At 68.4% G+C, this 26,614-nt stretch carries 18 protein-coding genes; 7 read left to right on the forward strand and 11 right to left on the reverse strand.

Features of this window, described 5'->3' with window-relative positions:
• Positions 1-283 precede the first annotated feature (283 nt).
• On the forward strand, positions 284-1,693 hold the full coding sequence (locus IBX18_RS05085; protein ID WP_228540303.1) for a lipase family protein: 1,410 nt from the start codon (positions 284-286) through the stop codon (positions 1,691-1,693).
• Positions 1,694-1,799: 106 nt separating this feature from the next.
• Here IBX18_RS05085 and IBX18_RS05090 read toward each other — a convergent pair whose 3' ends face one another.
• The gene (locus IBX18_RS05090) at positions 1,800-2,984 is read right to left on the reverse strand and encodes an NADH:flavin oxidoreductase (RefSeq protein WP_194832504.1); all 1,185 of its coding nucleotides are present in this window, start codon (positions 2,982-2,984) and stop codon (positions 1,800-1,802) included.
• A gap of 94 nt (positions 2,985-3,078) precedes the next feature.
• Here IBX18_RS05090 and IBX18_RS05095 point away from each other — a divergent pair, with 94 nt between their 5' ends.
• Complete coding sequence (locus IBX18_RS05095; RefSeq protein ID WP_194832505.1) at positions 3,079-3,846, forward strand: SDR family NAD(P)-dependent oxidoreductase; 768 nt, start codon at positions 3,079-3,081, stop codon at positions 3,844-3,846.
• A 10-nt stretch (positions 3,847-3,856) separates the two neighbouring features.
• On the opposite strand, the gene IBX18_RS05100 is transcribed toward IBX18_RS05095, so the two are convergent.
• The gene (locus tag IBX18_RS05100; RefSeq protein ID WP_194832506.1) at positions 3,857-4,498 is read right to left on the reverse strand and encodes a class I SAM-dependent methyltransferase; all 642 of its coding nucleotides are present in this window, start codon (positions 4,496-4,498) and stop codon (positions 3,857-3,859) included.
• Positions 4,499-4,650: 152 nt separating this feature from the next.
• Between IBX18_RS05100 and IBX18_RS05105 the strand changes: the two genes are divergently transcribed.
• On the forward strand, positions 4,651-6,066 hold the full coding sequence (locus IBX18_RS05105; RefSeq protein ID WP_194832507.1) for a hypothetical protein: 1,416 nt from the start codon (positions 4,651-4,653) through the stop codon (positions 6,064-6,066).
• Between the two features lie 1,320 nt (positions 6,067-7,386).
• On the opposite strand, the gene IBX18_RS05110 is transcribed toward IBX18_RS05105, so the two are convergent.
• A complete protein-coding gene (locus IBX18_RS05110) occupies positions 7,387-8,382 on the reverse strand; it encodes a stage II sporulation protein M (RefSeq protein ID WP_194832508.1) in 996 nt (331 codons plus the stop codon).
• A gap of 43 nt (positions 8,383-8,425) precedes the next feature.
• Here IBX18_RS05110 and IBX18_RS05115 point away from each other — a divergent pair, with 43 nt between their 5' ends.
• Positions 8,426-9,220, forward strand: a complete 795-nt coding sequence (locus IBX18_RS05115) for an RDD family protein (protein WP_194832509.1) — start codon at positions 8,426-8,428, stop codon at positions 9,218-9,220.
• 15 nt (positions 9,221-9,235) lie between these two features.
• Here the strand turns inward: IBX18_RS05115 and add are convergent, their stop codons facing one another.
• The 6 genes from add to IBX18_RS05145 all read right to left on the reverse strand — a co-directional run bounded on the left by add (position 9,236) and on the right by IBX18_RS05145 (position 15,099).
• Positions 9,236-10,252: an adenosine deaminase gene (add, locus tag IBX18_RS05120; RefSeq protein WP_194832510.1), complete on the reverse strand. Its 1,017-nt coding sequence runs from the start codon at positions 10,250-10,252 to the stop codon at positions 9,236-9,238.
• A gap of 49 nt (positions 10,253-10,301) precedes the next feature.
• Positions 10,302-11,597, reverse strand: coding sequence for a DUF58 domain-containing protein (locus IBX18_RS05125; protein WP_194832511.1), 1,296 nt, complete (start codon positions 11,595-11,597; stop codon positions 10,302-10,304).
• A gap of 3 nt (positions 11,598-11,600) precedes the next feature.
• A complete protein-coding gene (locus tag IBX18_RS05130; protein WP_194832512.1) occupies positions 11,601-12,590 on the reverse strand; it encodes a MoxR family ATPase in 990 nt (329 codons plus the stop codon).
• Positions 12,587-13,618, reverse strand: coding sequence for a DUF4129 domain-containing protein (locus tag IBX18_RS05135; protein ID WP_194832513.1), 1,032 nt, complete (start codon positions 13,616-13,618; stop codon positions 12,587-12,589). The genes IBX18_RS05130 and IBX18_RS05135 overlap by 4 nt, the downstream gene beginning before the upstream one ends.
• Positions 13,615-14,412 carry a hypothetical protein gene (locus IBX18_RS05140; RefSeq protein ID WP_306796143.1) on the reverse strand — a complete coding sequence of 266 codons (798 nt, stop codon included), beginning with the start codon at positions 14,410-14,412 and terminating at the stop codon, positions 13,615-13,617. Before IBX18_RS05140 ends, IBX18_RS05135 begins: the two co-directional genes overlap by 4 nt.
• Positions 14,413-14,541: 129 nt before the next feature.
• Positions 14,542-15,099 (reverse strand): TetR/AcrR family transcriptional regulator, encoded by a 558-nt coding sequence (locus IBX18_RS05145; protein ID WP_194832514.1) that lies wholly within the window; start codon positions 15,097-15,099, stop codon positions 14,542-14,544.
• Between the two features lie 127 nt (positions 15,100-15,226).
• Between IBX18_RS05145 and IBX18_RS05150 the strand changes: the two genes are divergently transcribed.
• A complete protein-coding gene (locus IBX18_RS05150; RefSeq protein ID WP_228540305.1) occupies positions 15,227-16,735 on the forward strand; it encodes an MFS transporter in 1,509 nt (502 codons plus the stop codon).
• Between the two features lie 87 nt (positions 16,736-16,822).
• Here IBX18_RS05150 and IBX18_RS05155 read toward each other — a convergent pair whose 3' ends face one another.
• Positions 16,823-18,421, reverse strand: coding sequence for an adenylate/guanylate cyclase domain-containing protein (locus tag IBX18_RS05155; protein ID WP_194832516.1), 1,599 nt, complete (start codon positions 18,419-18,421; stop codon positions 16,823-16,825).
• Positions 18,422-18,510: 89 nt separating this feature from the next.
• On the reverse strand, positions 18,511-20,217 hold the full coding sequence (locus IBX18_RS05160; protein WP_194832517.1) for a DUF4407 domain-containing protein: 1,707 nt from the start codon (positions 20,215-20,217) through the stop codon (positions 18,511-18,513).
• Between the two features lie 266 nt (positions 20,218-20,483).
• Between IBX18_RS05160 and IBX18_RS05165 the strand changes: the two genes are divergently transcribed.
• Together IBX18_RS05165 and gltB are read left to right on the forward strand one after the other, a co-directional pair.
• Positions 20,484-21,071, forward strand: coding sequence for a chorismate mutase (locus tag IBX18_RS05165; protein WP_147138367.1), 588 nt, complete (start codon positions 20,484-20,486; stop codon positions 21,069-21,071).
• An 873-nt stretch (positions 21,072-21,944) separates the two neighbouring features.
• Positions 21,945-26,594 carry a glutamate synthase large subunit gene (gene gltB / locus IBX18_RS05170; RefSeq protein WP_194832518.1) on the forward strand — a complete coding sequence of 1,550 codons (4,650 nt, stop codon included), beginning with the start codon at positions 21,945-21,947 and terminating at the stop codon, positions 26,592-26,594.
• The last annotated feature ends 20 nt before the right edge of the window (positions 26,595-26,614 follow it).

A 26,614-nucleotide genomic window follows, 5' to 3' on the forward strand; every position in this document is an offset into this window, starting at 1 on the left:
CGGTGACGTGGTTTCACATCGGACATTTCGGGCCGGACTGGGGCGGAAAAGGTATCGGGCGGAAGTTAATTGGAGGTTGGGGGAGTGATGTTGTGAGTGGTAGGGGCGATTTGAATGCGTTCCCTCTCGCGTTTCGCGCTGGATTATTCAAATGTTCATCTACGATTGCGACGGCTCACACCGGAGTGGTCACTTCGCAAATACCTGCATTCGTCGGGGATTTGGTGCTACTGCTCCTGGTCGCAGCTTGTCATGCACCTCTCCCTCAGCTGAAGGATCAGGTATGAACATGTTCAAAACACGGCACCGCCGATACGGGCGGGCAACGATGTTGGCCGCGGGTGCCGCGGTCGTGATTCAAGTGGCCACCGCAGGTTTTGCCGCGGCGTGCCCGTGCGCGTCGGATGACTATGTACCGATTCAGCCCGCACTGACTCCGCCGGCAATGCCCGCCGAGGATCAAGTGTTTCTCAATCCGCCGCGCGATGTTGTCGCGGCGAAGCAGCCGGGCGAGATCATTGCCGCGCGCGAAGTGCATCCCGCGTTCCAGTCGATTATTCAGCCGGACGTGGATGCGTGGCAGCTGTCCTACCGGTCGAACAACAGTCGCGACGAGCCGATCGCCGCGGTCACCACGGTGATGAAGCCGCGCGGCAAGGCGCCGACGAACTTGGTGTCGGTGCAGATCCCGGAGGACGCGGTCGCGGCGCACTGCGCGCCGTCGTACACCAGCCAGATGTTGGCGCTGCCGCCGAACTACGCGGGCACGATGGGCCCGAATTTCATGCTGCCGATGGCCCTCTACGCGGTCACAAAGGGTTGGGGCGTCTCCATTCCCGACCACGAAGGCCTGCTCTCCGCCTTCGCCGCGGGCCCGCTGGCGGGCCGGATCACCCTCGACGGCATCCGGGCCGCGGAGAACTTCAAGCCGATGGAGCTGCATCAGGGCCGCGACACCAAGGTCGGCCTGTGGGGCGACTCGGGTGGCTCCATCCCGACGATGCACGCCGCTGAGCAGCGCGCCACCTACGCACCGGACGTCAACCTGGTCGGTACCGTCTCCGGCTCCACCGCCGCAGACCTGCGGGACCTGGTCGACTATCAGAACAATGGTCCCGCCGCCGGGACGGTGTTCGCAGGCATCGTCGGCCTGAGTCGCGAATACCCGGAATTGCAGACCTATCTGGATCAGCACATGAATCCGCTGGGCCAGGGCCTGCGGACCGTGCACAGCAATGTATGCCAGGGTTGGTCGGTTTCGAGTTTCCCGAACCTGAACATCAAGGGACTGTTCGATACACCGGACATGACGCGTGAGCCGCTGCCGAGCAAGATACTCGATCAGGTCAAGATGGGAAATGCGACGCCGGACCGGCCGACATATATCTTCCAGTCGATGGGTGACTGGATTATGCCCGCCTACGCGACCGACCGGCTGGTGGATACCTACTGCCAGAACGACGGGCAGATCACCTACCGGCGCATCCAAATCGGCGAGGCCTACTCACAGGCATTCTTGTCGGTGCCGGGCACATATCAGTGGCTGCAGGAGCGTTTCGACGGTGTTCCCGTCGGCAGCGGCTGCAATAGGCAGGATGTCGCGGCAATCGCGAAGGACGATTCCCCGGAGATGAACGAATGGGTGTCGATCGTCGGTCCGGAGCTGACTGCTTCCGCGGCCAAGCCCGCCTGATTGTTCGACAGGTGAGGATGGCGAAATCGGCGTGAACCACATCGCCGACCGTTGTGGTTCGACCCGCCGAAAGAAGGCCCGGTCCATCAGGACCGGGCCTTCTCGCTTATATCGCCGGATCCGGCACGGGCGAAGTCAGCACACAACGCGTGCCCCGATAGATCGTCGGCATGCAGCGATTGCAATGGGTACACCCGGACACGCTCGCCGCGTCGGCCCGCAGGCGATCGACCAACCCCGGATCGTGCAGGAGCGCGCGAGCCATGGCGACGAACTCGAACCCGTGCGACATCGCGGTCTCGATGGCGCCGCGTGAAGCGATGCCGCCCAGCAACACCAGCGGCAGATCCAGTTCCGCTCGGAAGCGCAGCGCCTGCTCGAGCAGGTAGGTCTCCTGATACGGGTAGGTGCGCAGAAACCTACGCCCCGCGAAGCGAATACCCCAGCGCTGCGGCGGCGGGAACTGGTCGGCGAACTCGCGCAGCGGCACGTCGCCGCGGAACAGATACATCGGATTGCGCAGCGAACTGCCGACGGTGAGCTCGAGCGCGTCGAGGTTGCCGTCGCGTGCGAGCCACCGTGCGACGGACAGGCTTTCGTCGCCGCCGAAGCCGCCGCGCACACCGTCGTCCATATTGAACTTGGCGAGCACCGCGATCTCGTCGCCGACCTCCTGCCGCACCGCGTCCGCGGTCTGCCTGGCCAGCTCGGCGCGGTTGACCAGGGTGCCGCCGAACTCGTCCGAGCGCTTGTTCAAGGCAGGGCTGAGGAACGAGCTGATCAGATAGTTGTGCCCGAAATGCAGTTCCACGGCGTCGAATCCGGCGTCCACCGCGAGCCGGGCGGCGCGGGCGTGGGCGGCGATGATCCGCCGGATGTCGGCCGCGGTCGCCGCGCGGGTGAGCCGCAGGCTGATCGGACTGAACTGCTTGCTCGGCGCGAGTGCGGGCGCGCGATTGGAGGCGGCGTTCGCCACCGGGCCGGCATGGCCCAATTGCGCCGATACCGCGCCGCCCTCGCGGTGCACCGCATCGGTGAGCCGTCGCAACCCGGGCACCGCCTCGGGCCGCATCCAGATCTGGTGCTGGTCGGTTCTGCCCTCGGGCGCGACGGCGCAGTAGGCGACCGTGGTCAGCCCGGCGCCGCCCGCGGCGACCGCGCGATGGAAGTCGATGAGCTCGTCGGTGACCAGCGCGTCGGGCGTACGTCCCTCGAAGGTCGCGGCCTTGATGATCCGGTTGCGCAGCTGAACCGGTCCGAGCATGGCCGGTTGGAACGCGTCGTGCGGCATCCGCCCAGACTAGAACGTGTTCCAGTTCGGCGTCAGCGAAACGAGACCTGGGAAGTGTCTTGACTCACAATGAGAACCTGTTCTAATTCTTGGCATGCGCAGATATGACGGCCGCCGCGTGGTGGTGACGGGAGCAGGCTCCGGCATCGGACAGGGCATCGCCCTGCGGCTGCTGGACGAGGGTGCCCAGCTGGTCGCCGCCGACATCGACGAGCCGGGGCTGGCGGCCACGGCGGAGAAGGCGGGCGACGCCGCCGACCGGTTGCGAACGGTCGCGGTGAACATCGCGGACCCGGCGTCGGTCGGTACCGCGACCGCGACGGCGCTCGAGTTCCTCGGCGGACTCGATGTGCTGGTGAACGCGGCGGGCATCCTGCGCCCGGCCCGCACCCACGAGATGCCGCTCGACGCCTGGAATCAGGTGATCTCGGTGAATCTCACGGGCACCTTCCTGATGACCCAGGCCGCGCTGCCCGCGCTGGTCGACTCCGGGCACGGGGTGGTCGTGAACGTCTCCTCGACCGCGGCCTTCAGCGCCGCGCCCTATCTCGCGGCGTATGCGGCCTCGAAGGGCGGCGTCAACGCGTTCACCCACGCGATCGCGCTGGAGTACGCCAAGCAGGGCCTGCGCGCGGTGAACATCGTGCCCGCGGGGATCACCAGCGGTATCACCACGAAATCGATTCTGGATCAGCCGGAAGGTTTCGATCCGAAGCTGTTCGCGCGGATGACCGGCTGGCTCAACGGCGGTGCGCTCGGTAGTCCGGAGGACATCGCCGGTGTGGTCGCGATGGTCGCCTCGGACGACGGCCGCTACATGACCGGTACCGAGATCCGGATCGACGGCGGCGCGTTGATGTAGTCGCGCGGAGTTACGTGGGCTTCTGCGCGATCAGTAGATGATGCGGAATCGGCGGGTTCGGGAGCTGCTCGTGCGTGACGACACAGCCCGACTTCTCGAGCGCGGCAATGACGTCGGCGACCGGGCGCAGCGTGAAGCCGTACCGCGTGAACGGCAGCTTCGCCATGGCGTCCGGTTCGCCGATGCCGATGACCAGCCTGCCGCCGGGCCGGATGACGCGGGCGAGCTCGGTGCAGACCGCGTCCAACTCCGGCACGAAGTAGACGGTGTTGACCGTGATCGCGGCGTCGAGGCTGTCGTCGGCGAGCGGCAGCGCGGTGAGCGAACCCTCGGCGAGAAGCAGTCGGCCTGCGGCGGTTTCGCGCGGATAGCCGGCGCGGGCGCGGGCGAGCATGTCGGCGGAGAGCTCTATCCCGTGCACGATGCCGTCGGCTCCGACGCGGTCGAGCAGCAGGGAAAGCCCGGCGCCGCCGCCGAATCCGAGATCGGCCGCGGTCTCGCCCTCGGTGATCGCGGCGGCCGTCACCGCGGCGGCGATGGCGCGCTTGTTGCCGCGATTGAGCATGAACGCCACGCCCTTGCCGAGCAAGCCGTGTGGATTGCCGAGCTGACCGGCCAAAGTGAACAACAACCGGGCACGCAGACCGTTCATGGCGCCATCGTAGGCGCACTTGCGGTGTCGCCTCGGGCCCGCGAAGGCACGGGGCGCCCGGCGGCATTTGGATCACCGACGTTTCGAATACTGTGCCGAAGGCGTTCGTTTCGGTTCGATCGGATGCAGTGTCATCGACCCGAAAGACCGCCATGCGTGCACCGCTGATTTTCCTCGCCGCCTGTTCGATGGCGCTGCTGCCCGCGACACCCGCCTCGGCGACCGGACCGTGGGGGCCACTGGCAGCGCCCAATCCGTATCTCGGGCCGCTCGGCACCGCGACGATGCATGGGGACGCGGGTTCGTCGGACGCGACTCCGCTGGCCGGGCCCGGCGTGGGTGCCGTATCGGTCTCGGCCTATCCACTCGCCTCGGCGTGCCCGACGCTGCTGGAGGGCTCGGACAATCTGGTGGTCGCGTTGTGCACGGCGATCGCCGGTCAGGTGCCGACCGTGCACCTGATCGACCCCGCGGCGCCAGGACCGCTCGGGCATTCGCTGGCGGCACTCCCGCTCAGCAAGGGCAGCCTGCTCGGTGGCGTGTACGCGTATCTGGACAACAACGACCGGCTCGTCGTGGTCGACGGGGACAACCGGCTGCTTCGGGTGGGTCATTCCCGCGACGCGGCGGGTAAGTGGCGGTTGGTCAGCGAACAGGTAGCCGATCTGTCGGCGGTGATTCCGCTGGGCGACAACGTAACCGGGTTGGTGCCGGATTGGTCGGGCACCGTCTGGTTCGCCACCGGCAAGGGCGTTGTCGGGACCGTCGCGCCGTCCGGGGCAGCGGCGACGGTGGCATTGCCCGCCGGCGAGCAAGTGGCCAACAGCATTTCGGCGGCACCGAGCGGGTGGATCGCCGTGGCGACCACGCATGCGCTCTACGAACTGCGGGCCGATTCGTCGGGGCGACCCGAGGTGCTCTGGCGCGCGGCGTACGAACGCGGCCCGGCCCGAAAGCCGGGGCAGCTCAGCTGGGGCACCGGATCGACACCCACCTATTTCGGGCCGGACACCGGTGCCGACTATCTGACCATCGTCGACAACGCCGACGGGCAGGTCAACGCGCTGGTATTCCGTTCCGGAAGCGGACAATTCGTGTGTGCGCAACCGGTCCTCACGAAGGGCGGTGCGGGGAGCGAGAATTCACCGGTCGGCATCGGCCGCTCGCTGTTCGTCGCGAGCACCTACGGCTATCCGTATCCGGCCGTGCCCGAAGGCGCGGGACCGGCGGTGCCCGCGGCCGCGGCGTTCCCCGGCGGCATGACCAGGGTTGATGTGGACGAGAACGGTTGCCACACAGTGTGGGAGAACACGGTGCGCAGCGCGGCGGTTCCGCATTTATCCACAGCCGACGCAGCGCTGTACACAGTGGCCAGGGTCGGTCTCGACCCGACGACGCCGCTGGACGGGTATGCGTTCACCGTGGTCGATCCGGACACCGGCGCGGTGACCGCCAGTCGTCCGATGCCCGGCACCATCGTCGACGATCCGCTGCAGACCTCGCCGTTGATCACCCACGGACGTCAGGTGTTGCAGGGCACGATCACCGGGATTCTGCGCGTCGGATGAGCCGGTGGCGTTTCTGGCCGACCATTTCGGGTGCTGGATACCGCTGCCGCTCAGTCGAGTTCGCGGTTTATGCACAACCTGATGATGGGTGATCGTCCTGTGGATAGATCTGTGCGCTGCTCGAGGAGCGCCGATGCCAGCCGACCTGGATCGCACCTTGTCCTGGGCGTGTTATTGCGGTGCACCAGGTTTGGCGGCGGGCGCTCGCGGCTGTGGATGATGCTGTGTGTTGTTTCGGGATGGTCGAACGCCGTTCAACTGCGCGTTGCCGGCCCGACCTCGAGCGATGCGGGCGGAATCGACCCCGAAGCGCCTGGGTGCGGCCTGTGCATGAGCGTCCGAATGAATGGGGACAACCCTGTGGGCAAGCGCTCGAGATAACGCCGTCGCTGTGGATGACGCGGTGCTGCCCAGGTGTGGACATCGATAGCGGTGGTCGGCGACGCTGCGGGCCGCTGTGAACCAGGCCGATCCTGTCCACAACGGTGGAGCGTGCGCGACTCCCAGGCTGTGGACGACCGTGACGCACGTTCCACACCGGTACTCGAACACGGTGGTTGTGCAGCCCCAGTCGGCGTCCTCATCGGCGTGTTGTCCCGGTGTGTCCGAAGTGGGGAATGCTTGCCGCAGTGTCGATTTCGCCGTATTCGCCAGGGTCCCCGCGACCAGTGAGGCGAAGATCACACCCTGCCCCGAGGTTGCGGCCGAGGTGCTGAACCAGCCCGCTCGCGACGCTCCGACGATCGCCTTTCGGTGTCTGGTTATTCCTGATCTTGACAAGACGCATGCACGTGTACGGATCGTCCTACCGGGTATGCATCGTGTTAATTACGCTGTAAACAAACCTACGGTCGCTTTCTGTTCATCCGTTGTCTAGCTACCTTGATTTATCGCGACGAACTCGCAGGTCATCGGCCATACAGGTGGGGGATGGAGTGGTCTATGTCGACGGCGCAGCTAATGGTTCGAAGAATGTTTGTACCGCCACGAAGTGGATCTGGGCAGACCTGCGGATTCGCCCGAGCGCGTACTTCCGGGCCCTGCGAAACCGCGCCGAAGTCGCAGCTACAAGTTAGCTGGAACGGTGAAAAACGATGCCGCCACCACGGTTTGCTGGCGTGCTGCTTTATACGCTTGACACGAGCGAGGAGGGTTGCATCGGGATAACGATTGTGTAGAGTCAACGGCAACGCTGGCCGCAGCTGAGCTCGACTCGCTGCGGCCAGCGGAACTCAATTGGGGGACACCGAAACCGCTCTGTCACACAGCGTTGCTGTCGCGTGTCCGAACCCATGTCGCTCAGTGTGTGCTCGAGGTTGTCTACCGACCGTCGCCCGGCACATCTCCGGTGGTCCCCGCCGCACCCTCGGCCCGCGCCGATACCACACGCCGGCCAACTCCGAACACATAGACCAGGAACAACGCCTCGGCGGTGAACCCGATGGCGATCCGCACCGGCGCGGGCAGCGCGCTCGGCGTCACGAATCCCTCGATGCAGCCGCACACCAGCAACACCGCGACCAACCCGAGCGCGACCGTCGCGGTCGCCCGGCCCTGCCGCGCCACCGCCTCCACCCGGCTCAGCCGACCCGGATCTATCAGCGTCCAACCGAGTTTCAGGCCGACGCCGCCTGCCACGAAGATGGCGGTCAACTCGAGCGTGCCGTGCGGCAGGATGAACCCGAAGAACGAATCCAACCGCCCCGCCTCGGCCATCAACCCGGCCGAGACGCCGAGATTGAGCGCGTTCATGAACAGCAGATACACCGCAGGCAGGATCAGCACCCCGGTGAACAGCGCGATCGCGGTCACCCAGGCGTTGTTCGTCCACACCTGCGCGGCGAAGGCACCCTGGGGATGTTCGGAGTAATAGGTCTCGAAGGCGCCGCCCCGCTCCGTCAGCGCGCCGGTGTCCCGTGGAATACCGAGAACCGTACGGGCCGAATCGAATCGGGCCACCCAGCCGGCCAGCCCGGCGGACACCAGCAGGAACACCGCCGCCACCCCGGCCCACCACGGCCACGTCCGATACAGGGCAGCCGGGAACCGGTGCGTGAAGAACCGGCCGATCTCCTGCCACGTGTCGGCCCGGCCGCCGAGCACCCGGCCGCGCGCCCTGGCCAGCAGCGCGCTCAACCCGGCGATCAGCTCCGGATCGGGGCTGTGCGATTGCAACCGGGCCAACTGCTGCGAGGTGCGCCGGTACAGCGTGACGAGTTCGTCCGCCTCGGCACCGGTGAGCTTGCGCCGCGTCGACAGGTAATCGAGGCGTTCCCAGGCCCTCCGGTGTGCATAGCTGTACGCGTCAACATCCACAGGCTTGCCTCCCACTACCGCCGCTCGGGAGAATGCTATCGACATGGCTGAATTCACCACCGGGGAAGCGGTCGCGCTGGAGCTGCCGATCGCCCGGATCCCCACCAGGGCTACCGCCTTCCTCGTCGACGTGGTGGTGCAGTTCATGCTGGCCGGCGTGCTGTTCGTGCTGACCATCAGCGTCCTGCTGCCCGGCGGCGCGGACACGGCGTGGCTGGACGTGGCCGTCATGGTCACCCTCGTCGGCGTGCTGGTGGGGTATCCGGTGGCGTGCGAAACCATCTGGCGCGGTCGCACCTTCGGCAAATTGCTGCTCGGTCTGCGGGTGGTGCGCGCGGACGGCGGCCCGATCGACTTCCGGCACGCACTCACCCGCGGGCTGGCCGGTGCGATCGTCGACTTCTGGATGCTCGGCGCGTTCGGTGCCGTCGCGGTGCTCACCTCGATGTGCTCGCCGAACGCGCGACGGATCGGTGACGTGCTCGCGGGCACCGTGGTCGTACATGCCCAGCGACCGCTGCCCGCGCCGCTGCTCGCGGTCGCGCCGCCGTGGCTCGCGGGCTGGGCCGGACCGCTGCCGCTGGCCATGCTGCCGGATGACCTGGCGCTCGCGGTGCGCCAGTATCTGAGCCGGTTCCGCACTCTCACCCCTGTGGTGCAGCACGAGCTGGGCACCGCGCTGGTAGATGCGGTGTGCGCGCGGCTGCAGGTGCCGGTGCCGACGGGGTATCCGCCGCTTCAGGTACTCGGTGCGGTCATCGCCGAGCGGCAACGTCGGGTGCTGCCGCCGCCGATGTTCCCGGTCTTCCGGCCGATGCCGATGCGGGTGGGTCCTTGACCGCGTGCCGACGAGTTACCGGTTGGCGGCGACGTAGTCGTCGATCTCCCGGAGGAACAGATCGAGGCGCGCCGGGGTGATCCACGAGGCGCGGAACGAGTTCTTCGCCAGTGCCACCAGTTGATCGAGGTCAAGGCTGGCGTGCTCGGCTAGTGCCAGGTAGTTGTCCGCCGCGTACGCGCCGAAGTATGCGGGATCGTCACTGTTGACGGTCACGGTGAGCCCGCGCGCCAGCAGTCCGACGATCTCGTCCGATTTCATCTGGCTGGTGACGAACGAGTTCGAGACCGGACAGCAGGTGAACGCGATGCCCTTGGCCTTGGCCAGCTCGACCAGCCGGTCGTCCTCCACAATGTTCGTGCCGTGGTCGAGCCGGTCCACCCCGATGTCCTCGAGTGCCTGCCGAATGTGCTCGATCGAGTCCGGTTGATCGATGTCGCAGTGCATGGTCAGCAGGAAGCCTTCGCGGCGGGCCCGCGCGAAGACGTCCGCGAACTTGCTCGGCGGATTGCCGCGCTCATCCGAGTCGAGCCCGACGCCGATGATCCAGTCGCGGTAGGGGAGCGCCTCCAGCAGCGTTGCCATGGCGTACTCCGCGGAGTAGTCGCGCAGGAAACAGAGGATCAGCTCGGCCGAGATCCCGAACTCCCGCCGCGCCCGCACGATCGCCGACCGATACCCGTCCAGCACGGTGGCGAACGGGACACCGCGCCCGGTGTGCGCCTGGGGATCGAAGAACATCTCGACGTGCCGGACACCCTGGGCGTGTGCCCTGGTCAGATAGTCGAACGCCAGATCATGGAAGTCCGCCGGTTCCAGCAGCACTCGCATGGCGGGGTAGTAGACCTGCAAGAACGAGGTCAGATCGTGGAACCGGTACGTCTGCTGGACCTCGTCCACCGTCTGCTCCGCCAGCTCGATCCCGTTGCGCCGGGCCAGCCGGAACTTCAACTCCGGTTCCAGCGTCCCTTCCAGGTGCAGGTGCAACTCGGCCTTGGGCAGCCCACGGACAAACGCGTCGAGATCAGACATGTGCTCCATAGTCCTCCGCGGCCCACTTCCACAAGGGCACTTGAGGGGACTACATCGTCCCGGACTGCTTGAGTTCCAAGTATTCGTCCGCGAGGGCTTCGGGCAGGCGATCGGGTGCGGCGGCGACCACCGCGATGCCCTTGCGCCGTAGGGACTCCTGGACCAGCGCGCGTTCGGCGAGGACGGACTCGGCGGCGGCCGCGGGGTAGAGGTCGGCGCGGGTGGCGCGGCGGGCGGCGGCGTCGGCGACCTCGGGGTCGGTGACCGAGACGATCAGCACGCGGTGGCGCTGGGCGAGGGTGGGCAGTACCGGGAGCAGGTTCTCCTCCACGGCGGCGCCGTCCAGACTGGTGAACCAGACGACCAGGCTGCGCCGGCGGGTGCGCTGGATGGCAGCGCGCACCAGGGCCGCGCTGTCGGTGTCGACGAGGGCAGGGGTGATGCCGGCCATCGCGTGCATCAGCTTGAGCTGCAAGCCTTTTCCGCCGATTCCGCGGACCTCGGCGCGTGCTTCCCGGTCGTAGGCGAGCAGGTCGACCGAGTCGCCCGCGGCGGCGGCGAGCCCGCCGAGCAGCAGCGCGGCCTCGATGCTCGCGTCCAGCCGGGTGCCCGCACCGACCCGGCCCGCGCTGACCCGGCCGGTGTCCAGCAGCATCAGCATGTGCCGGTGGCGTTCCGGGCGCCAGGTGCGCACCAGCACGTCGGTGGCCCGTGCGGTGGCGCGCCAGTCGATGGCGCGCACGTCGTCACCCGCGACGTATTCGCGGAACGAGTCGAACTCGCTGCCCTGGCCCCGCATATTCGCCACGTTGCGGCCCTCGAGGTGTTGCAGCCGTTTGACTTTCGAGCGCAGCAGCCGCTCGCTGCGGAACGGTGGCAGTGCGCGCACGCGGGCCGCGACACTGCGGCGAGTCTGCCTGCCCGCCACACCGAGTGGGCCGATCAGCCGCACGGTCACCTGCCCGGCCACCCGGTCGCCGCGATACGCCGGTGTCAGCGTGGTGCGGAAACGGACCAGGGTGGCGGGTGCCAGATCGAGCTGGTGCGTACGGTTTTCGGCGCGGGCGCTGTCGGGCCAGTCGTCCCACACGGTGCCGCGCAGGGTGCGCGCACCGGTGTTGGTGGCGACGAGTTCCACCTCGGTGGACCGGCCGAGCCGAACCGTGGTCAGCGGCTGCCTGGACAGCGTGAGATCGCCTGCCCCGCCGACCGAACCGAGGTCGAACAGCAGGGCGGCGGCCAGCACGGCGGTCGCGATCAGCACGCCGGGCAACGACGGGACGACGAAGGTGACGAGCAGCGCGAGTAGCCCTGCGACGGCGGCCAGCCGACCGGTGACGACCACGGGCTACACCGGGACCGGGACCGAAAGCAGCAGCGACGTCATGACACTCTCGGTGGTCACCCCGTCCAGCTCCGCCTCCGGCCGCAACTGCAGCCGATGCCGAAGGACCGCCACGGCAAGGGTTTTGACGTCGTCCGGGGTCACGAAGCCGCGCCCGTTCAGCCAGGCGAACGCACGCGAAGCCGCCATCAGCGCGGTGGCGCCGCGGGTGGACGCGCCGTGCTGCACGGCAGGCGACACCCGGGTGGCCCGGCACAGGTCGACCACGTAGGCGAGCACCTCGGGGCTGATCGCCACCTTGCCGATCGCGGCCCGCGCCGCGGCGATATGCGCGGGGCCCGCCACCGGGCGCAGGCCCGCCGCGGCCAGGTCGCGCGGATCGAAGCCCGCGGCGTGCCGCTGCAGCACGCGGAATTCGTCATCGCGACTGGGCAATTGGATGTCGACCTTGAACAGGAACCGGTCCAGCTGCGCCTCCGGCAGCGGATAGGTGCCCTCCTGTTCGATCGGGTTCTGGGTGGCGACCACGACGAACGGATCGGGCAGCGGCCGTGGCTGACCGTCGACCGAGACCTGTCGCTCCTCCATCGATTCCAGCAGGGCCGATTGGGTTTTCGGCGGCGTGCGGTTGATCTCGTCGGCCAGCAGCAGATTGGTGAACACCGGGCCGTGCCGGAAGGTGAACTCGGCCGAGTGCGGGTCGTAGATCTGCGACCCGGTGACATCGCCGGGCATCAGGTCCGGAGTGAACTGCACCCGGGCATGATCGAGTTCCAGTGCTGTCGCCAAGGCCCGCACCAGCAGCGTCTTCGCCACGCCGGGCACACCTTCCAGCAGCACATGGCCCCGGCACAGCAGCGCGAGCACCAGGAAGATGACCGCGTTGTCGTTGCCGACCACCGCCTTGCCGATCTCGCCGCGCAACGCCGCGAACGCCGCCCCCGCCTCCTCGGCAGTGGGGGTGTGGTTGGTCTTGGTGGTGGGGATGGTCATCCGACCTCCGATTCGATCCAGTCGAGTTGGGTGGCAACGAGTTCCAGGGTGTCCGCGTCCGGTACCGCGCCGAAGAGGGCGCGGCCGATCTGCTCCGGCGGCGCACCGGTGCGGGCGGCCACGGCGGCGACCAGCCGGTCGGGTGGGGTGTCCGCGGTCATCCCGAGTGGCGGGCGGATCCGGCGCAGGGTCGCCGCCCGCAGCTTCGCCGCGACGTGTTCGTGGTCCTTCGAGCGCCGATACAGCGCCGCTTGCCCGGCGAGCAGCTCGTTCGCCGCGACCTCGACGGGTCGTGGTTCGCGCACCAGCGCGCCGCGGCGCCGCGCCCGCCACCACACCACCAGCGCGGCGGCGATCAGGAATTGCAGCCCGCCGAAGAAAACGGGGGCGGGCAGCCGGTCCCAGATCGGGTCGTCACCGGTGCCGAAGCCGGGTGCGTCGAAGTCGCGCGGCGGCTCGGGGTTCGGGAGGTCCGGTGGTGGTGGCGGTGGTTTCGGCGCTGTCGGCGCGCCGCAGGACTGCAACGCGCCGTAGAGCAGCAGGAGCAGCACCGCCGCGCCGGCCAGGGCGGCCCAGAACTTGGGGCTGCGTAAGAGCGCGGGCAGCGGCGGCAGCTTCCGGCGGGTGCGCGGCGCCTTCTCGGTGGCGGTGATTTCGGTGGGTTCCGGTGCGGGCGGTGGTGCCGCCGCGGAGAACCGGTCGGCGTATTCGAGTCTGCGGTACTCGTCTTCGGTGGCCCGCCGCCCGCCGTAGACGACCTCGTCGAAACTGTGTGCGGCTGGGTGGAATTCGGCGGCGACCTCCAGCGGCAGCGCGGTGGTCACGTCGTCCGCGGTCTCGCGTGCGGTGCGTGACCGCCGCACCTCCAGCACGCCGCGCTGTTCCAGCCCACGCAGCACGGCGCGGAAGCGTTCGCGCAGCGCGCTGTCGAAATCGCGATGCTGAGCGGCGTTTTCGGCGGCCGCACGATGGTCGGCCGCGGCACCGAGGCGCGGCTGGGCCGGGGGCGCTGGGTCGTGCTCGTTCATCGCACCTCGCGACCCGGGACGTGAATGTCCAAACCCTCACGGCGGCAGCGCCGGTCGACGTACGACACCACCCTGGTGGCCGCCTCGACGACCTCGCCGAACGCGACGATCATCAGCACGCCCGTGGTGAGCAGCACGATCACCTGCCACTGATGGGTGCCGGAAAAGTCCGAGAGATACCACGGAATCCCCAGCAGCGGCACGGACAACAGGACCAGCAGACAGCGCTGCGCGAACCACAGCGCGGCCGTCTGCCATTCCGCTCCGGCGACAAGGAGTTTCGAGCGCTCGACCGCCGTTCGATGCGCGGCCCGCTCGACGAACATCACCGGCACCGCGACGAAGCGCTTGGCCCGCAGCTGCCCCAGCCAGGCCACGCCGAACGGAAAGGTGATGATCAGCAGGCTGGACAGCGCGAGCACGCCGACCCCGACCGCGGTGTAGAGCATCTGGAACACCAGCAACGGCCCGGCCGTCGCGCCGACCCGGCGCAGCGCGGTGCGCCAGCCGATCGGGGCACCCGCCACGCTCGCGAGGCCGATCGCCACGGTCGTGCCGCGCAGCACGAATCGCAGCAGCCAGGCGCAGGCCATGGTCGACAGGATGGCCGCCCAGGCGATGGCGGCGTCCGAACCGTCGGTCAGCGTCGAGATCCCCGCGGTGATCGCGACGACCAGCAGCTCGGCGGTGACCAGGGCGAGCAGGCTCGACCAGGCCAGCGCGAGCAGATTCGCCTGGATGAGCGCGAACGGCACATCGAGGAGTTCGCGGAAGGTCATCGGACGGATCGGCACCGTCGTTCCAGAGGACCCTGGTACCGGATCTGCTCCCGCCCCGACGGCACCGGCCGGGTCGGCGGCTGGTAGCACGGGCCGAGTCTAACGGTCAGTGCCCGATTCGCGGTCGGTGCAGCGCCTTCGCGGTTACTCGGCGCTCGGCGGGTCCAGCAGGCGTTGCACCACGCGGCGGTACCGGGCCGGCTCGATCTGCGGCAGGCCGAGCAGGGCCCGCAGGTACACGCCGTCGCCGACCAACCGGATGAGGTCGGCCTGCACCGGGTCCGCGATCTCGGTGTCCAGGTCGTCGGACCAGGAGCTCATCATGTCCATCAGCGCCTGCTGCACCTCGTCGGTTTCCGCGTCGGTCGCGGCGTCGATGGTGCGCATGGTGGCCAGCATGGAGCGGTAGAGCTCCAGCTCCACCGCGTCGGTGGCGTCGTCCGGATTCGGGGTCTGCAGATACCAGCCGGCGACCGACTGGCCACGGGCGGTGGCGTCGGTCAGCTGCTGGTTCGCGCGTTCGGTGAGCCGCCGGACCAGCCCGGCGAGCAGCGCGTCCTTGCTCTTGAAGTGATAGAGCAGGCCGCCTTTGGAGACGCCTGCCTTCGTCGCGACGCTCTCCAATGTCACATGCGACAGGCCTTTCTCCAAGAGCAGGGATTCGAGGGCGTCCAGGATGCGGTCGCGGGTGTTCACCGTCACCGGGCGAACTATACCGGCTGGACGGTAATGTCTGATACTGTACCGTCCGGACGGTAAGAAAAGAGTGCGACGGAAGTCGAGAAAGCCAATGACCACATCAACCGTGCAGAACCCCGGGAAAACCGGGATGACAACCGAAGCCCCGCCCCGCGCGACCGCGCGCGACTGGGCCGGCCTCGCCGTGCTCGCCCTCGCCCTGCTGCTGCTCGCCGTCGACGCCACGGTGCTCGACCTGGCCGTGCCCGCGATCAGCGCCGATCTGGCGCCGACCACACCGCAGCTGCTGTGGATCATCGACGTGTACTCGTTCGTGCTGGCCGGCCTGCTGGTGATGATGGGCAACCTGGGTGACCGGATCGGCCGCCGCAGGCTGCTGCTGATCGGTGCGGCGGGCTTCGGTGTCGCCTCGGTGCTCGCGGCGTGGGCCGTCTCGCCGGAGATGCTGATCGGCGCGCGCGTGCTGCAGGGCGTCGCCGGTGCGACGCTCATGCCCGCGACGCTGGGCCTGATCCGCTCGATGTTCCTGGATCCGCGGCAGCGGACCGTGGCCATCGCGGTGTGGAGCGCGATGGCCGGTGGCGGCGCGGCGGCCGGTCCGCTGCTCGGCGGCTGGTTGCTCGAGCACTACTGGTGGGGCTCGGTGTTCCTGGTGAACCTGCCGGTCATGCTGGTGCTGCTCGCGCTCGGCCCGTTCCTCGTGCCGGAGTCGCGTGACCCGAACCCCGGCCGATTCGATCTGCCGAGCGCCGGGTTGTCCATGCTGGCGCTGGTGCCGGTCGTCTATGCGATCAAGGAGTCGGCGGCGCACGGCGCCAGCATCCGGCTGGCCCTGATCGGTGCGGTCGGTGTCGTCGCGGGCGTGCTGTTCGTGCGCAGGCAGCGCACGCTGGCGAATCCGATGCTCGACCTGAAGTTGTTCGCGCTGCCCAGGTTCCGCACCGCGGTGATCACCAACCTGCTCGCGGTGTTCGCGCTGGCCGGTGTGCTGTTCTTCGGCTCGCAGTATCTGCAGCTGGTGCTCGGCCGCTCGCCGATGCAGGCCGGCTTGCTGCTGCTGCCGGGTCTGGCCGCCAGCGTGGTCGCGTCGCTGGCCGCGGCGTGGCTGGTACAGCGGGTGCGGCCCGGCGCGGTGCTCGGTGGTGCGCTGACCATCGCCGCGTTCGGCTCGGCGCTGTTCCTGTGGCTCGGCCCGGACGCCGCCGGTAGCACGACGCCGTTCATTCTCGGCTTCCTGTTCATCGGCGCGGGTGTCGGTATCGCACTGACGGTCTCGTCGGACCTGGTGGTCAGCTCGGCGCCCGCCGAGCGGGCCGGTGCGGCCGCGGCGGTCTCCGAGACCGCCTACGAAACCGGCATCGCCCTGGGCGTCGCGATCCTCGGCAGCGTGGTCATGGCGATCTTCCGCAACGGCCTCGACCTGACCGGCGTGCCGAGCGACCAGGTGGGTGTCGCGTCGGAATCCCTCGGCGCCGCCACGGGTTTCGCGCGTCAGCTACCGGAGTCGGTGTCGGCGGCGTTCCTCACCTCGGTGCGCGAGGCGTTCGTTTCCGGCATCCACTTCGCCGCGCTCGGCACGGCGTCGATCCTGCTGATCGCCGCGGTGGTCGCGTTCCGGCTGCGGGCCGCGCGTCCGTAAAGCCGACTCTGCGCGCCCGCTCTGGATTCCCCCGAGCGGGCGCGCAGCTGTATAGAGGTGCGGCCGTTCACTATTCGGGGGCGGCCGTCATTCGGTTCGCCGCTCGCTCGGGCGCAGACCGCGCTCGGCCGGTTGCCCGGAACCGCGCGGGCGACCGAGCCGGGTCGGCGTGAGGCGGCCGCGCAAGGTGACGGACTCGCCGAGCTGCCAATGCGCCGCCTCGGTGTCGTCGGCGCTGTTGACGGTGTTCGCGGAGGTGAGCAGGAGGTCGTCGTGCTTGGCGAGTTCGCACAGGCGCGCCGCTTCGTTGACCGCGTCGCCGATGACGGTGAACTCGTAACGCTGCCGGGCGCCGACATTGCCCGCGACCACCCGGCCCGCGGCGACGCCGATGGCGGCGATGAAGTCGTCGGCGGTCAGGTCGAGGCGCTGCCGGATGGCGCGGGCACAGGCCAGCGCCGCGCCCGAGGCGTCGGAAAGCGCGGCGGGCGTGCCGAATACGGCCAGGGCGGCGTCGCCCTCGAACTTGTTGAGCAGCCCGCCGTGCGCCTCCACCTCGTCGACCACGATGTCGAAGAAGCGATTGAGGATGGCGACCATCTCGGGCGCGGGCACCGTCGCGGCCATCGTGGTGGAGCCGACGATATCGATGAACAGCGCCGCCGCCTCGGTCTCCACGCCGCCGAGCGTCGGATTACCGGCCAGCGCCGCGTCGGCCACGTCGCGGCCGACGTGCCTGCCGAACAGATCCCTGATCTGCTCGCGCTCGCGCAGCCCCTCCACCATGTGGTTGAAACCGCTTTGCAGCTCACCCAATTCGGTGCCGTCGTACACGGTGATCGCCACCCGCAGGTCACCGTCCTCGACCTGCCGCAGCGCGCGCCGCACCCCGCGGATCGGCGCGATGATCGCCGACACGGTCTGCATCATCAGCAACAGGCCGAACACCAGCGCCGCACCGCCGAGCGAGAGCACACAGACCGCGAGCCGGGCCGTGCTGACCGACGAGTCGACCAGGGCCCACCCCGCCACGATCATCGACAGGGTCACCGGCACGCCGGCGCCCAGCATCCAGGCCACCATCGAGCGGGAGAACACACCCATGCCACGCCGCCGCCGCAACGGCGCCGCGTCCAGGACGCGGGCGGTCACCGCACGCAGTGCGAACTCGGCGATCAGGTAGCCGTTGGCGCAGACCACGATGGCGCTGAAGGAGATACCGATCAGGATCTTGGGAACGAGCGCGGGCTCCACCAGCGCGTAGAGCGGTGTCAGCACGGCGGCCGCACCCGACCACAGCAGGGCCTGTTGCAGCACCAGATGCCGGGGCACCCTGGACGCGGCGATCTGCTCCGCCTCGGTGGGCACCTGGTCCGGCTGGATCGCCCAGCGCAGCGTGCGCAGGCCGCGCACGGTGCCCCACCACATGCCGACCAGCAAGGCCAGCGCCGCGTACAGCGGCGTCGCGATGACATCGAGCAGCAGCAGTTCCCGGGTGAACACCGTCGGTCCGGGCAGCACGAACCCGATCAGCGCGAAAGTGACGGCCATGCCGGCCAGGTTCGCGGCCACCAGCGGCACGGTCAGCAGCAGCTGAACCCGGATCCGCCGCATCCCGGAGGACTCGTCCACCGGTCCGAGCAGCCGCGACCCGAACGCGGCTGTCGAGACGTCACTGTGGGCCATGGGACCAAAGCCTAGGCCGGAGGACCCGCGAAGAGCCGGACCAGTGGTCCAGGACCGGCCGAGCGCCTCGACCAGCGCGCGGCGGACGGTCAGTTGCCGCGGGGCAGTTCGCGGCGACCATGACCCGGCAGTTCGGGATTTCGGCGGCCGCTGAGCTCGTCCTGCCGCCCGGCCGACAGACCGTACGGCTGCGCCGCACCGTCCGGCAGTGCCGAGTAGCGCGGGTCGTGCTGCCCGTAGTCCGCGTCGACCACGGTGGCGGCGACGCGCTGGGCGTGCAGCGCCTCCGGCGAGCCCGGCGCGAGCTGGTAACCGGTCGGCGCGTGCGAGTCCTGGGTCTCGACGGTGACCTTGCGGGTGCGGCGCAGGGTGAAGGTGATCTCCTCGACCTCTTCGAACGCCTGCCGGGCCGTGCGCAGCGGGTGCGTGGCGTTGTCGATCGCGTTGGCCACGAACGACGGCACCAGCGGGCGGATCAACCGGGCCGCGGTGTCGGTGAACGGCACCGTGCCGATCAGCGGAAGTTCCAGGCCGCCACCGGTCTTGGGCGTCGGCGCTATGGTGCCCGGGCCGATCTCCCGCGCGGTGACGGGGGCGGGCAGGTTCGACGGCGCGAATCCTTCAGACACGGAGCTGTCCTTTCGGTCGTCAGCCGGTGCGGCTGGCAGTGCGGGGCGGTTCGGCGGTTCGGCGATACCGATCTCCAGGCCGCCGATGGCCGCGACGATCCTGGTGCGCTGGCGCTCCCGGTCGATGGCGGTGTCCGCCTCGGCGGCGAGGCGGGCCGCGGTGAGTTGTTGTTCGGCGCGCAGTGCTTCGGCCTCGGCGCGCACCTGGGCCTGTTTCAGGGCGATGGCCGTGTCGGCTTCGGCCTCGGCGCGCGCCTGTACTTCGAGGTAGGCGACTCGCCGGTCGAACGAGGTCTGCCCGCGCCACCAGCGCAGTATCAGTGGCAGCAGTGCCAGCGCGACGACAGCGATGATGGTCAGGATGCGCAGCGGCAGCGCGCCCGGGTGGTGGATGGTGTAGTCGTTCATCGCCAACCAGCGCGCGCCGAGACCGCGGTCGGCGTCGGCGAAGGCGGCCGACTCGGCTGCGGCCACGGCCTTTTCGTTGTCGGCGATCCGCTGGTCCAGCGCGTCGGCCCGGCCCTGCGCCGCGGCCAGTTGCCTGCGGGCGTCGTCGAGCATGTCGTTGGCGGTCTGGGCTTCCGGCCCGCGTCCCGGCACGTTGGTGATCGGAACCTGCGAGCAGCGCGGGCTCGGGTTGAACTCACAGCGGGCGATCAGCAGCGAGCGATCGACGTCGGCCTGCGCCTTGGTGATCGACTGATCCAGCGCGGTCCGGTCGGCGCGGGCCTTGTCGAGTTCGGCTGCTGCGGCGACGACCAGGGGCGCGGAAGTGACGGAACGCTGGGCTCGTTCGTCGAGGGTCCGGTCGACGCTGCCGCCGAAGACGACGATCGCGGCAAGCTCGGCGAGCAACCCGCCGGCCAGCACGGCAAAGGCGATGCGGGCGAGCAGGCCGAGCCGGTCGGGCTCGCCGCTGGGCCGCGCGGTCGCCACCGCGCGGGCGATCGCGCCCGCGAGCGCCGCGACGAGCAGGGCCACCGGGATGATCGCGAGCAGGGCCCAGGTACCGGTCGAGGCCAGCGCGAGCGCGGCGACCAGGCCGGACACCACCGCGAACAACAGCACCGCCGCACCGGTGACGGCATAGCCGGTGCGCTCGTGGCGGTAGGCGACTTCACCGGTCTGACCCCCGCCGAGCCAGGTGAACAAGCCGATGACGGTCATGGGAGCTCACATCCTCTTGGTCCCAGTCGATTTCAGGGCTCGATGAAACCGTCACGGTTTCGTGGTCACAGCGTGACAGGACCGAACCCGACACACCGAGTGGCGGCGGAGGTATGTGGTCAGGCTCACAAAACCGCCGATGTGGTGCGGGTACGGGTGCCGGCGGCCACCGCGCGGGGCCGGTTTCGGGACCGAGCGCGCGGGTCCGTTCGCTTACCCTGGCTCGATGATCGGTTTCCGCGCGAGCCAGCTCAGGAGGTCGGGTTATGCGCCTTGTCATGCTGATGATCGTGTCGGCGGCACTGATCATGTCGCCGGTTAGCGCGGCCGCCGAGCCGGGCGACGGCCGCGCCGAGTCGCTGGATCGCCTGGTCGCCCTGGTGCTCGAGCGCCTCGACACCGGTGACGCGGTGGCCGCGGCGAAGTGGGTGGCCGCCGCCGAGTCCGGCACCGAACCCACCATCGACGACCCGGCCAGGGAAGCCGTGGTCTACGACGCGATGGCAAAGCTGGGCGCCGGGCGCGACCTGCCCGAACCCTGGGTGCGGCAGGTGTTCTCCGGCCAGATCGAGTCCAACAAGATCGTGCAGCGCGGTCTGATCACCCGCTGGCGCTTCGACCCGGCCGCGGCACCCGGGTCGGCACCCGATCTGGCGGCGGTGCGCCCGGTGATCGACCGGGTGAACATCGAGATCGTCGACCAGCTGGCCGCCCGGCGGGCCGAGCTGACCGCGCCGGACTGTGCGGAAAGATTGGCTTACAGCGTCTTCGACGTATTCGGCGCGGGAAATACCGACGCCTTGCATCAGGCCGCGCTGGTGCGTGCCGCGGCCGCCTTGTGCGCGCCGCGTTGAACGCTGCGAGCTCCCCACGGAACCCGCTCCATACCCCGCTTAACCCTTTCTTAAGCGCCGTCTTCAGGCGGAAAGTCCGCGCTGTCGGCGAATATTCGGCGAAAAGCGTTCAGGCCCGCAATAAATCACACCCATAACCCCCGGACGGCGTATAGGTTTCGGCCGCGAAAATGTGTCGAATGCCACTCCCGTCGGTTAGCTGAAAATGTGCTGAAGGCCACAGCAAACAAAACAGTCCGGACGGTCGGATCACAGCTCGGGCTCGTCAGGACCCTGTCGGAAATATCTCATCCAGCCCGCTTCCGAGTTAGCCGCCGCCGAGGGGTTTGCCGGATGCTGAGCGAGGGAAATCATCTTCGATGCAGGTGAGAGCGTTCTTCTGACCGATTTGCGAGGGTTGGGGCCGCTCTCGCGCGCTGCCGTCGAGCGGCTGGCCGAGGGTGCCGCAGGGTCGATCGAGCGGTACCCGCTGCTTTACACTGGACGACGCGCACACGTGGAGGACCGAATGAAGAAGCCCAGCTAGACTCGGTTATTAGTGCAACCTTAGTTGGTTGGGCCCCGGACCTGACTTATCGTTTGCTCTTACGCCGAACACAGAATGCTCGGCACCCTCGCCCGCTCGGGCAGCTCCTGGACCGGTGCTCAGCGTAGCTGGCGAGAACCCGCACGGAGGTAAGGATCTCGTTAGGGATCTGTTACCGACGAGCACCCACTACGTCACTGAAGCGGGTGAACAACTGGAGACGTGACTGCACGCCGAAGACCATCAGCGCGGCTGGTTTCGGAACGTACGGGCGCAGTCTTGTACGGAGGCATTCAGGCGAAATTGCGTAATTCATTTCGTCGAACGCCCTTCTTGAAGGCAGAGGCATGATGCAACTTCCTGGCCACAGGTCACCTGGACTCGTCGGGCTCTACGACCCGGCGAACGAACACGACGCCTGCGGTGTCGCGTTCGTCGTCGACATGCACGGCCGCCGCAGCCGCGACATCGTCGACAAGGCTATTACGGCTCTGTTGAACCTGGAGCACCGTGGTGCCGCAGGCGCCGAACCCAACAGTGGTGACGGCGCGGGCATCCTGATCCAGGTCCCGGACCGGTTCTTCCGCGCCATCGTGGACTTCGAGTTGCCGCCGGAGGGCTCCTACGCCACCGGTATCGCCTTCCTGCCGCAGGCCAGGCGCGAGGCCGCGCGTGCCGCCTACGGCGTGGAGAAGATCGTCAAGGAAGAGGGCCTCGAGGTTCTCGGCTGGCGCGAGGTGCCGATCGACGAGTCGTCGCTCGGTGCGCTGGCGCGTGATGCCATGCCGACGTTCCGGCAGATCTTCATCGGCTCCCCGCGGGGTGCGGCCGAGCAGCTGTCCGGGATGGACCTGGAGCGCCGTGCCTACGTCGTCCGCAAGCGGGTCGAGCACGAGCTCGGCAAGTCGGGCCCCGGCGAGGGCTCGGTCGGCAAGGAGTCGGTGTACTTCCCGAGCCTGTCCGGCCAGACCTTCGTCTACAAGGGCATGTTCACCACGCCGCAGCTGCGCGCCTTCTACCTGGACCTGCAGGACGGCCGGGTGGAGTCCGCCCTCGGCATCGTGCACTCGCGCTTCTCCACCAACACCTTCCCGTCCTGGCCGCTGGCGCACCCGTTCCGCCGGGTCGCGCACAACGGCGAGATCAACACCGTCACCGGCAACGAGAACTGGATGCGGGCGCGCGAGGCGCTGCTGCGTTCGGACATCTTCGGCACCGACTCGGCGGGCAACAACCGGCTGGAGAAGATCTTCCCGGTCTGTACCCCGGGGGCGAGCGATACCGCGCGCTTCGACGAGGTCCTGGAACTGCTGCACCTCGGCGGCCGCAGCTTGCCCCACTCGGTGCTGATGATGATCCCCGAGGCGTGGGAACGCAACGAGACCATGGATCAGCGCCGCCGCGCGTTCTACGAGTACCACTCGATGCTGATGGAGCCGTGGGACGGCCCGGCGTCGGTGTGCTTCTCCGACGGCACCGTGGTCGGCGCCGTGCTCGACCGGAACGGCCTGCGCCCCAGCCGCATCTGGATCACCGACGACGGCCTCGTGGTGATGGCCTCGGAGGTCGGTGTGCTCGACATCGACCCGTCCAAGGTGGTCCGCAAGGTCCGACTACAACCCGGCCGCATGTTCCTGGTCGATACCTCGCTGGGCCGCATCGTCGGCGACGACGAGCTGAAGACCGACCTTGCGGCCGAGCACCCGTACCAGGAATGGCTGGACGCGGGTGTGACCAAGCTCGAGGACCTGCCCGACCGCCCGCACGTGCACATGTCGCACGATCGGGTGCTGATCCGCCAGCAGATCTTCGGATACACCAACGAAGAACTGAACCTGCTGATCTCGCCGATGGCCAAGACCGGCGGCGAGGCGCTCGGCTCGATGGGCACCGACACCCCGATCGCGGTGCTGTCGTCGCGGCCCCGGCTGCTGTTCGACTACTTCTCCCAGCTGTTCGCGCAGGTCACCAACCCGCCGCTGGACGCGATCCGCGAAGAGGTGGTGACCAGCCTGCGCCGGGCCATCGGCCCGGAGGCCGACCTGATGCACCCCGGCCCGGAGTCGTGCAAGCAGATCGCGATCGAATCGCCGATCATCGACAACGACCAGCTGGCCAAGCTGGTGCACATCAACGACGACGGCTCGCAGCCCGAGCTGCGTTCGGTGATCGTGCGCGGCCTGTACCCGGTGGCCAAGGGCGGCAAGGGTCTGCGCAAGGCACTCAAGGCGATCAACACCCAGGTGTCGGCCGCCATCGACGGCGGCGCCCGGATCGTCGTGCTCTCCGACCGCGAGTCCAACGAGAAGCTGGCGCCGATCCCGTCGCTGCTGCTGACCGCGTCGGTGCACCACCACCTGGTGCGCGAGCGCACCCGCACCATGGTCGGTCTGGTCGTCGAGGCCGGTGACGCCCGCGAGGTGCACCACATGGCGATGCTGGTCGGCTTCGGCGCGGCCGCGATCAACCCGTACATGGCCTTCGAGACCATCGAGGACATGCTCGAGCGCGGCGCGCTCGAAATGCCCGGCAGCACCGGCGATCACGCGGCGGACTTCCGCAAGGCGGTCGCCAACTACAACAAGGCCGCCAGCAAGGGCGTGCTGAAGGTGATGTCCAAGATGGGCATCTCGACGCTGGCCTCCTACACCGGCGCGCAGCTGTTCCAGGTGATCGGCCTGTCCCAGGACCTGGCCGACGAGTACTTCACCGGCCTGCGCTCGCACCTGGACGGCATCGGCCTCGAGGACATCGCGGCCGACGTCGCCGAGCGGCACCGGCTCGCGTTCCTGGAGAACCGCAACGAGCGCGCGCACCGCGAGCTCGAGGTCGGCGGCGAATACCAGTGGCGGCGCGAGGGTGAGTACCACCTGTTCAACCCGGACACCGTGTTCAAGCTGCAGCACGCCACCCGCACCGGTCAGTACTCCATCTTCAAGGAGTACACCAAGATGGTCGACGACCAGACCGAGCGGCTGGCCTCGCTGCGCGGCCTGTTCAAGTTCAAGAAGGAGCGCGCGTCGATCTCGATCGACGAGGTCGAGCCCGCGTCGGAGATCGTGAAGCGGTTCTCCACCGGCGCGATGAGCTACGGCTCCATCTCCGCCGAGGCGCACGAGACCCTCGCCATCGCGATGAACCGGCTCGGCGGCCGGTCGAACTCGGGTGAGGGCGGCGAATCGCCGGCCCGCTTCGAGCCGGAGGAGAACGGCGACTGGCGGCGCAGCGCGATCAAGCAGGTGGCCTCCGGCCGCTTCGGCGTGACCGCGCACTACCTGACCAACTGCACCGACATCCAGATCAAGATGGCGCAGGGCGCGAAGCCCGGTGAGGGCGGCCAACTTCCGGCGCACAAGGTGTACCCGTGGGTCGCCGAGGTGCGGCACTCGACACCGGGTGTCGGCCTGATCTCGCCGCCGCCGCACCACGACATCTACTCGATCGAGGATCTGGCGCAGCTGATCCACGACCTGAAGAACGCGAACCCGCAGGCGCGGATTCACGTGAAACTTGTTGCGGAGCCCGGCGTCGGCACCGTCGCGGCCGGTGTGTCCAAGGCGCACGCGGACGTGGTGCTGATCTCCGGCCACGACGGCGGCACCGGTGCCTCGCCGCTCACCTCGCTCAAGCACGCGGGCGGTCCGTGGGAGCTCGGCCTGGCCGAGACCCAGCAGACGTTGCTGCTCAACGGACTTCGCGATCGGATCGTCGTGCAGGTGGACGGTCAGATGAAGACCGGCCGCGACGTGATGATCGCCGCGCTGCTCGGCGCCGAGGAATACGGTTTCGCCACTGCGCCTCTGGTGGTCTCGGGCTGCATCATGATGCGGGTCTGCCACCTCGACACCTGCCCCGTCGGTGTCGCGACGCAGAATCCGGTGCTGCGCGAACGCTTCACCGGCAAGCCGGAATTCGTCGAGAACTTCATGCTGTTCATCGCCGAGGAGGTCCGGGAACTGCTGGCGCAGTTGGGCTTCCGCACGCTGGACGAGGCCATCGGCCGGGTCGACCTGCTCGACACCGCCAAGGCCAAGCAGCACTGGAAGGCCAGCAAGCTGGACCTGTCGCCGATCCTCGACAATGTCGAGACCGCGTTCATGTACCAGGACCGGCGCTGCACCAAGACCCAGGACCACGGCCTGGACAAGGCGCTGGATCAGCAGCTGATCACGCAGAGCCGCGACGCGCTCGAGCGGGGCCAGGCGGTGAAGTTCGAAACCAAGATCACGAACGTGAACCGCACCGTCGGCACCATGCTCGGCCACGAGGTGACCAAGCTCTACGGTGGCGCGGGCCTGCCCGACGACACCATCGACATCACCTTCACCGGCTCGGCGGGCAACAGCTTCGGTGCCTTCGTGCCCGCGGGCATCACGCTGCGGGTGCAGGGTGATGCGAACGACTATGTCGGCAAGGGACTTTCCGGCGGTCACCTGGTGGTGCGCCCGTCGCTGAACGCGCCTGCCGAGTTCGTGGCGGAGGAGAACATCATCGCGGGCAACGTGATCCTGTTCGGCGCCACCAACGGCAAGGCGTTCATCCGCGGTGTGGTCGGCGAGCGCTTCGCCGTCCGTAACTCGGGTGCCCTCGCGGTGGTCGAGGGCGTCGGCGACCACGGTCTGGAGTACATGACCGGTGGCCGGGTGGTCATCCTCGGTGAGACCGGCCGCAACTTCGGCGCCGGTATGTCCGGCGGTGTCGCGTTCGTCTACAACCCGAACGGCACCTTCGAGTCCAGGCTCAACCCCGAGCAGGCCGATGCCGTCGAGCAGCTCTCCGGTGACGACTTCACCTGGCTGCGCGACATCATCACCCAGCACCGCGATCAGACGGGTTCCGCTGTCGCCGAACGCATTCTGGGCGACTGGTCGCAGCAGGTGAACCACTTCGTGAAGCTGATGCCGCGCGAATACAAGAAGGTACTGCTGGCCATCTCCGAGGCGGAGAAGGCGGGCAAGGACGTCGACGAGGCGATCATGGAGGCGGCCCGTGGCTAGCACGCGACGCATTCAACAGC

Source organism: Nocardia sp. XZ_19_369 (genome assembly GCF_015355715.1).
In the GTDB taxonomy this organism is placed as follows: Bacteria; Actinomycetota; Actinomycetes; order Mycobacteriales; family Mycobacteriaceae; genus Nocardia.

Excerpts from the sequence above, each read along its gene's own strand:
- IBX18_RS05095 (WP_194832505.1), top strand. The coding sequence starts at position 3,079 with ATGCGCAGATATGACGGCCGCCGCGTGGTGGTGACGGGAGCAGGCTCC.
- IBX18_RS05105 (WP_194832507.1), top strand. The coding sequence starts at position 4,651 with ATGCGTGCACCGCTGATTTTCCTCGCCGCCTGTTCGATGGCGCTGCTG.
- IBX18_RS05150 (WP_228540305.1), top strand. The coding sequence starts at position 15,227 with ATGACAACCGAAGCCCCGCCCCGCGCGACCGCGCGCGACTGGGCCGGC.
- IBX18_RS05160 (WP_194832517.1), bottom strand. The coding sequence starts at position 20,217 with ATGACCGTCATCGGCTTGTTCACCTGGCTCGGCGGGGGTCAGACCGGT.
- IBX18_RS05100 (WP_194832506.1), bottom strand. The coding sequence starts at position 4,498 with ATGAACGGTCTGCGTGCCCGGTTGTTGTTCACTTTGGCCGGTCAGCTC.
- gltB (WP_194832518.1), top strand. The coding sequence starts at position 21,945 with ATGATGCAACTTCCTGGCCACAGGTCACCTGGACTCGTCGGGCTCTAC.
- IBX18_RS05135 (WP_194832513.1), bottom strand. The coding sequence starts at position 13,618 with ATGAACGAGCACGACCCAGCGCCCCCGGCCCAGCCGCGCCTCGGTGCC.
- IBX18_RS05115 (WP_194832509.1), top strand. The coding sequence starts at position 8,426 with ATGGCTGAATTCACCACCGGGGAAGCGGTCGCGCTGGAGCTGCCGATC.
- IBX18_RS05155 (WP_194832516.1), bottom strand. The coding sequence starts at position 18,421 with ATGGCCCACAGTGACGTCTCGACAGCCGCGTTCGGGTCGCGGCTGCTC.
- IBX18_RS05165 (WP_147138367.1), top strand. The coding sequence starts at position 20,484 with ATGCGCCTTGTCATGCTGATGATCGTGTCGGCGGCACTGATCATGTCG.
- add (WP_194832510.1), bottom strand. The coding sequence starts at position 10,252 with ATGTCTGATCTCGACGCGTTTGTCCGTGGGCTGCCCAAGGCCGAGTTG.
- IBX18_RS05130 (WP_194832512.1), bottom strand. The coding sequence starts at position 12,590 with ATGACCATCCCCACCACCAAGACCAACCACACCCCCACTGCCGAGGAG.
- IBX18_RS05090 (WP_194832504.1), bottom strand. The coding sequence starts at position 2,984 with ATGCCGCACGACGCGTTCCAACCGGCCATGCTCGGACCGGTTCAGCTG.
- IBX18_RS05085 (WP_228540303.1), top strand. The coding sequence starts at position 284 with ATGAACATGTTCAAAACACGGCACCGCCGATACGGGCGGGCAACGATG.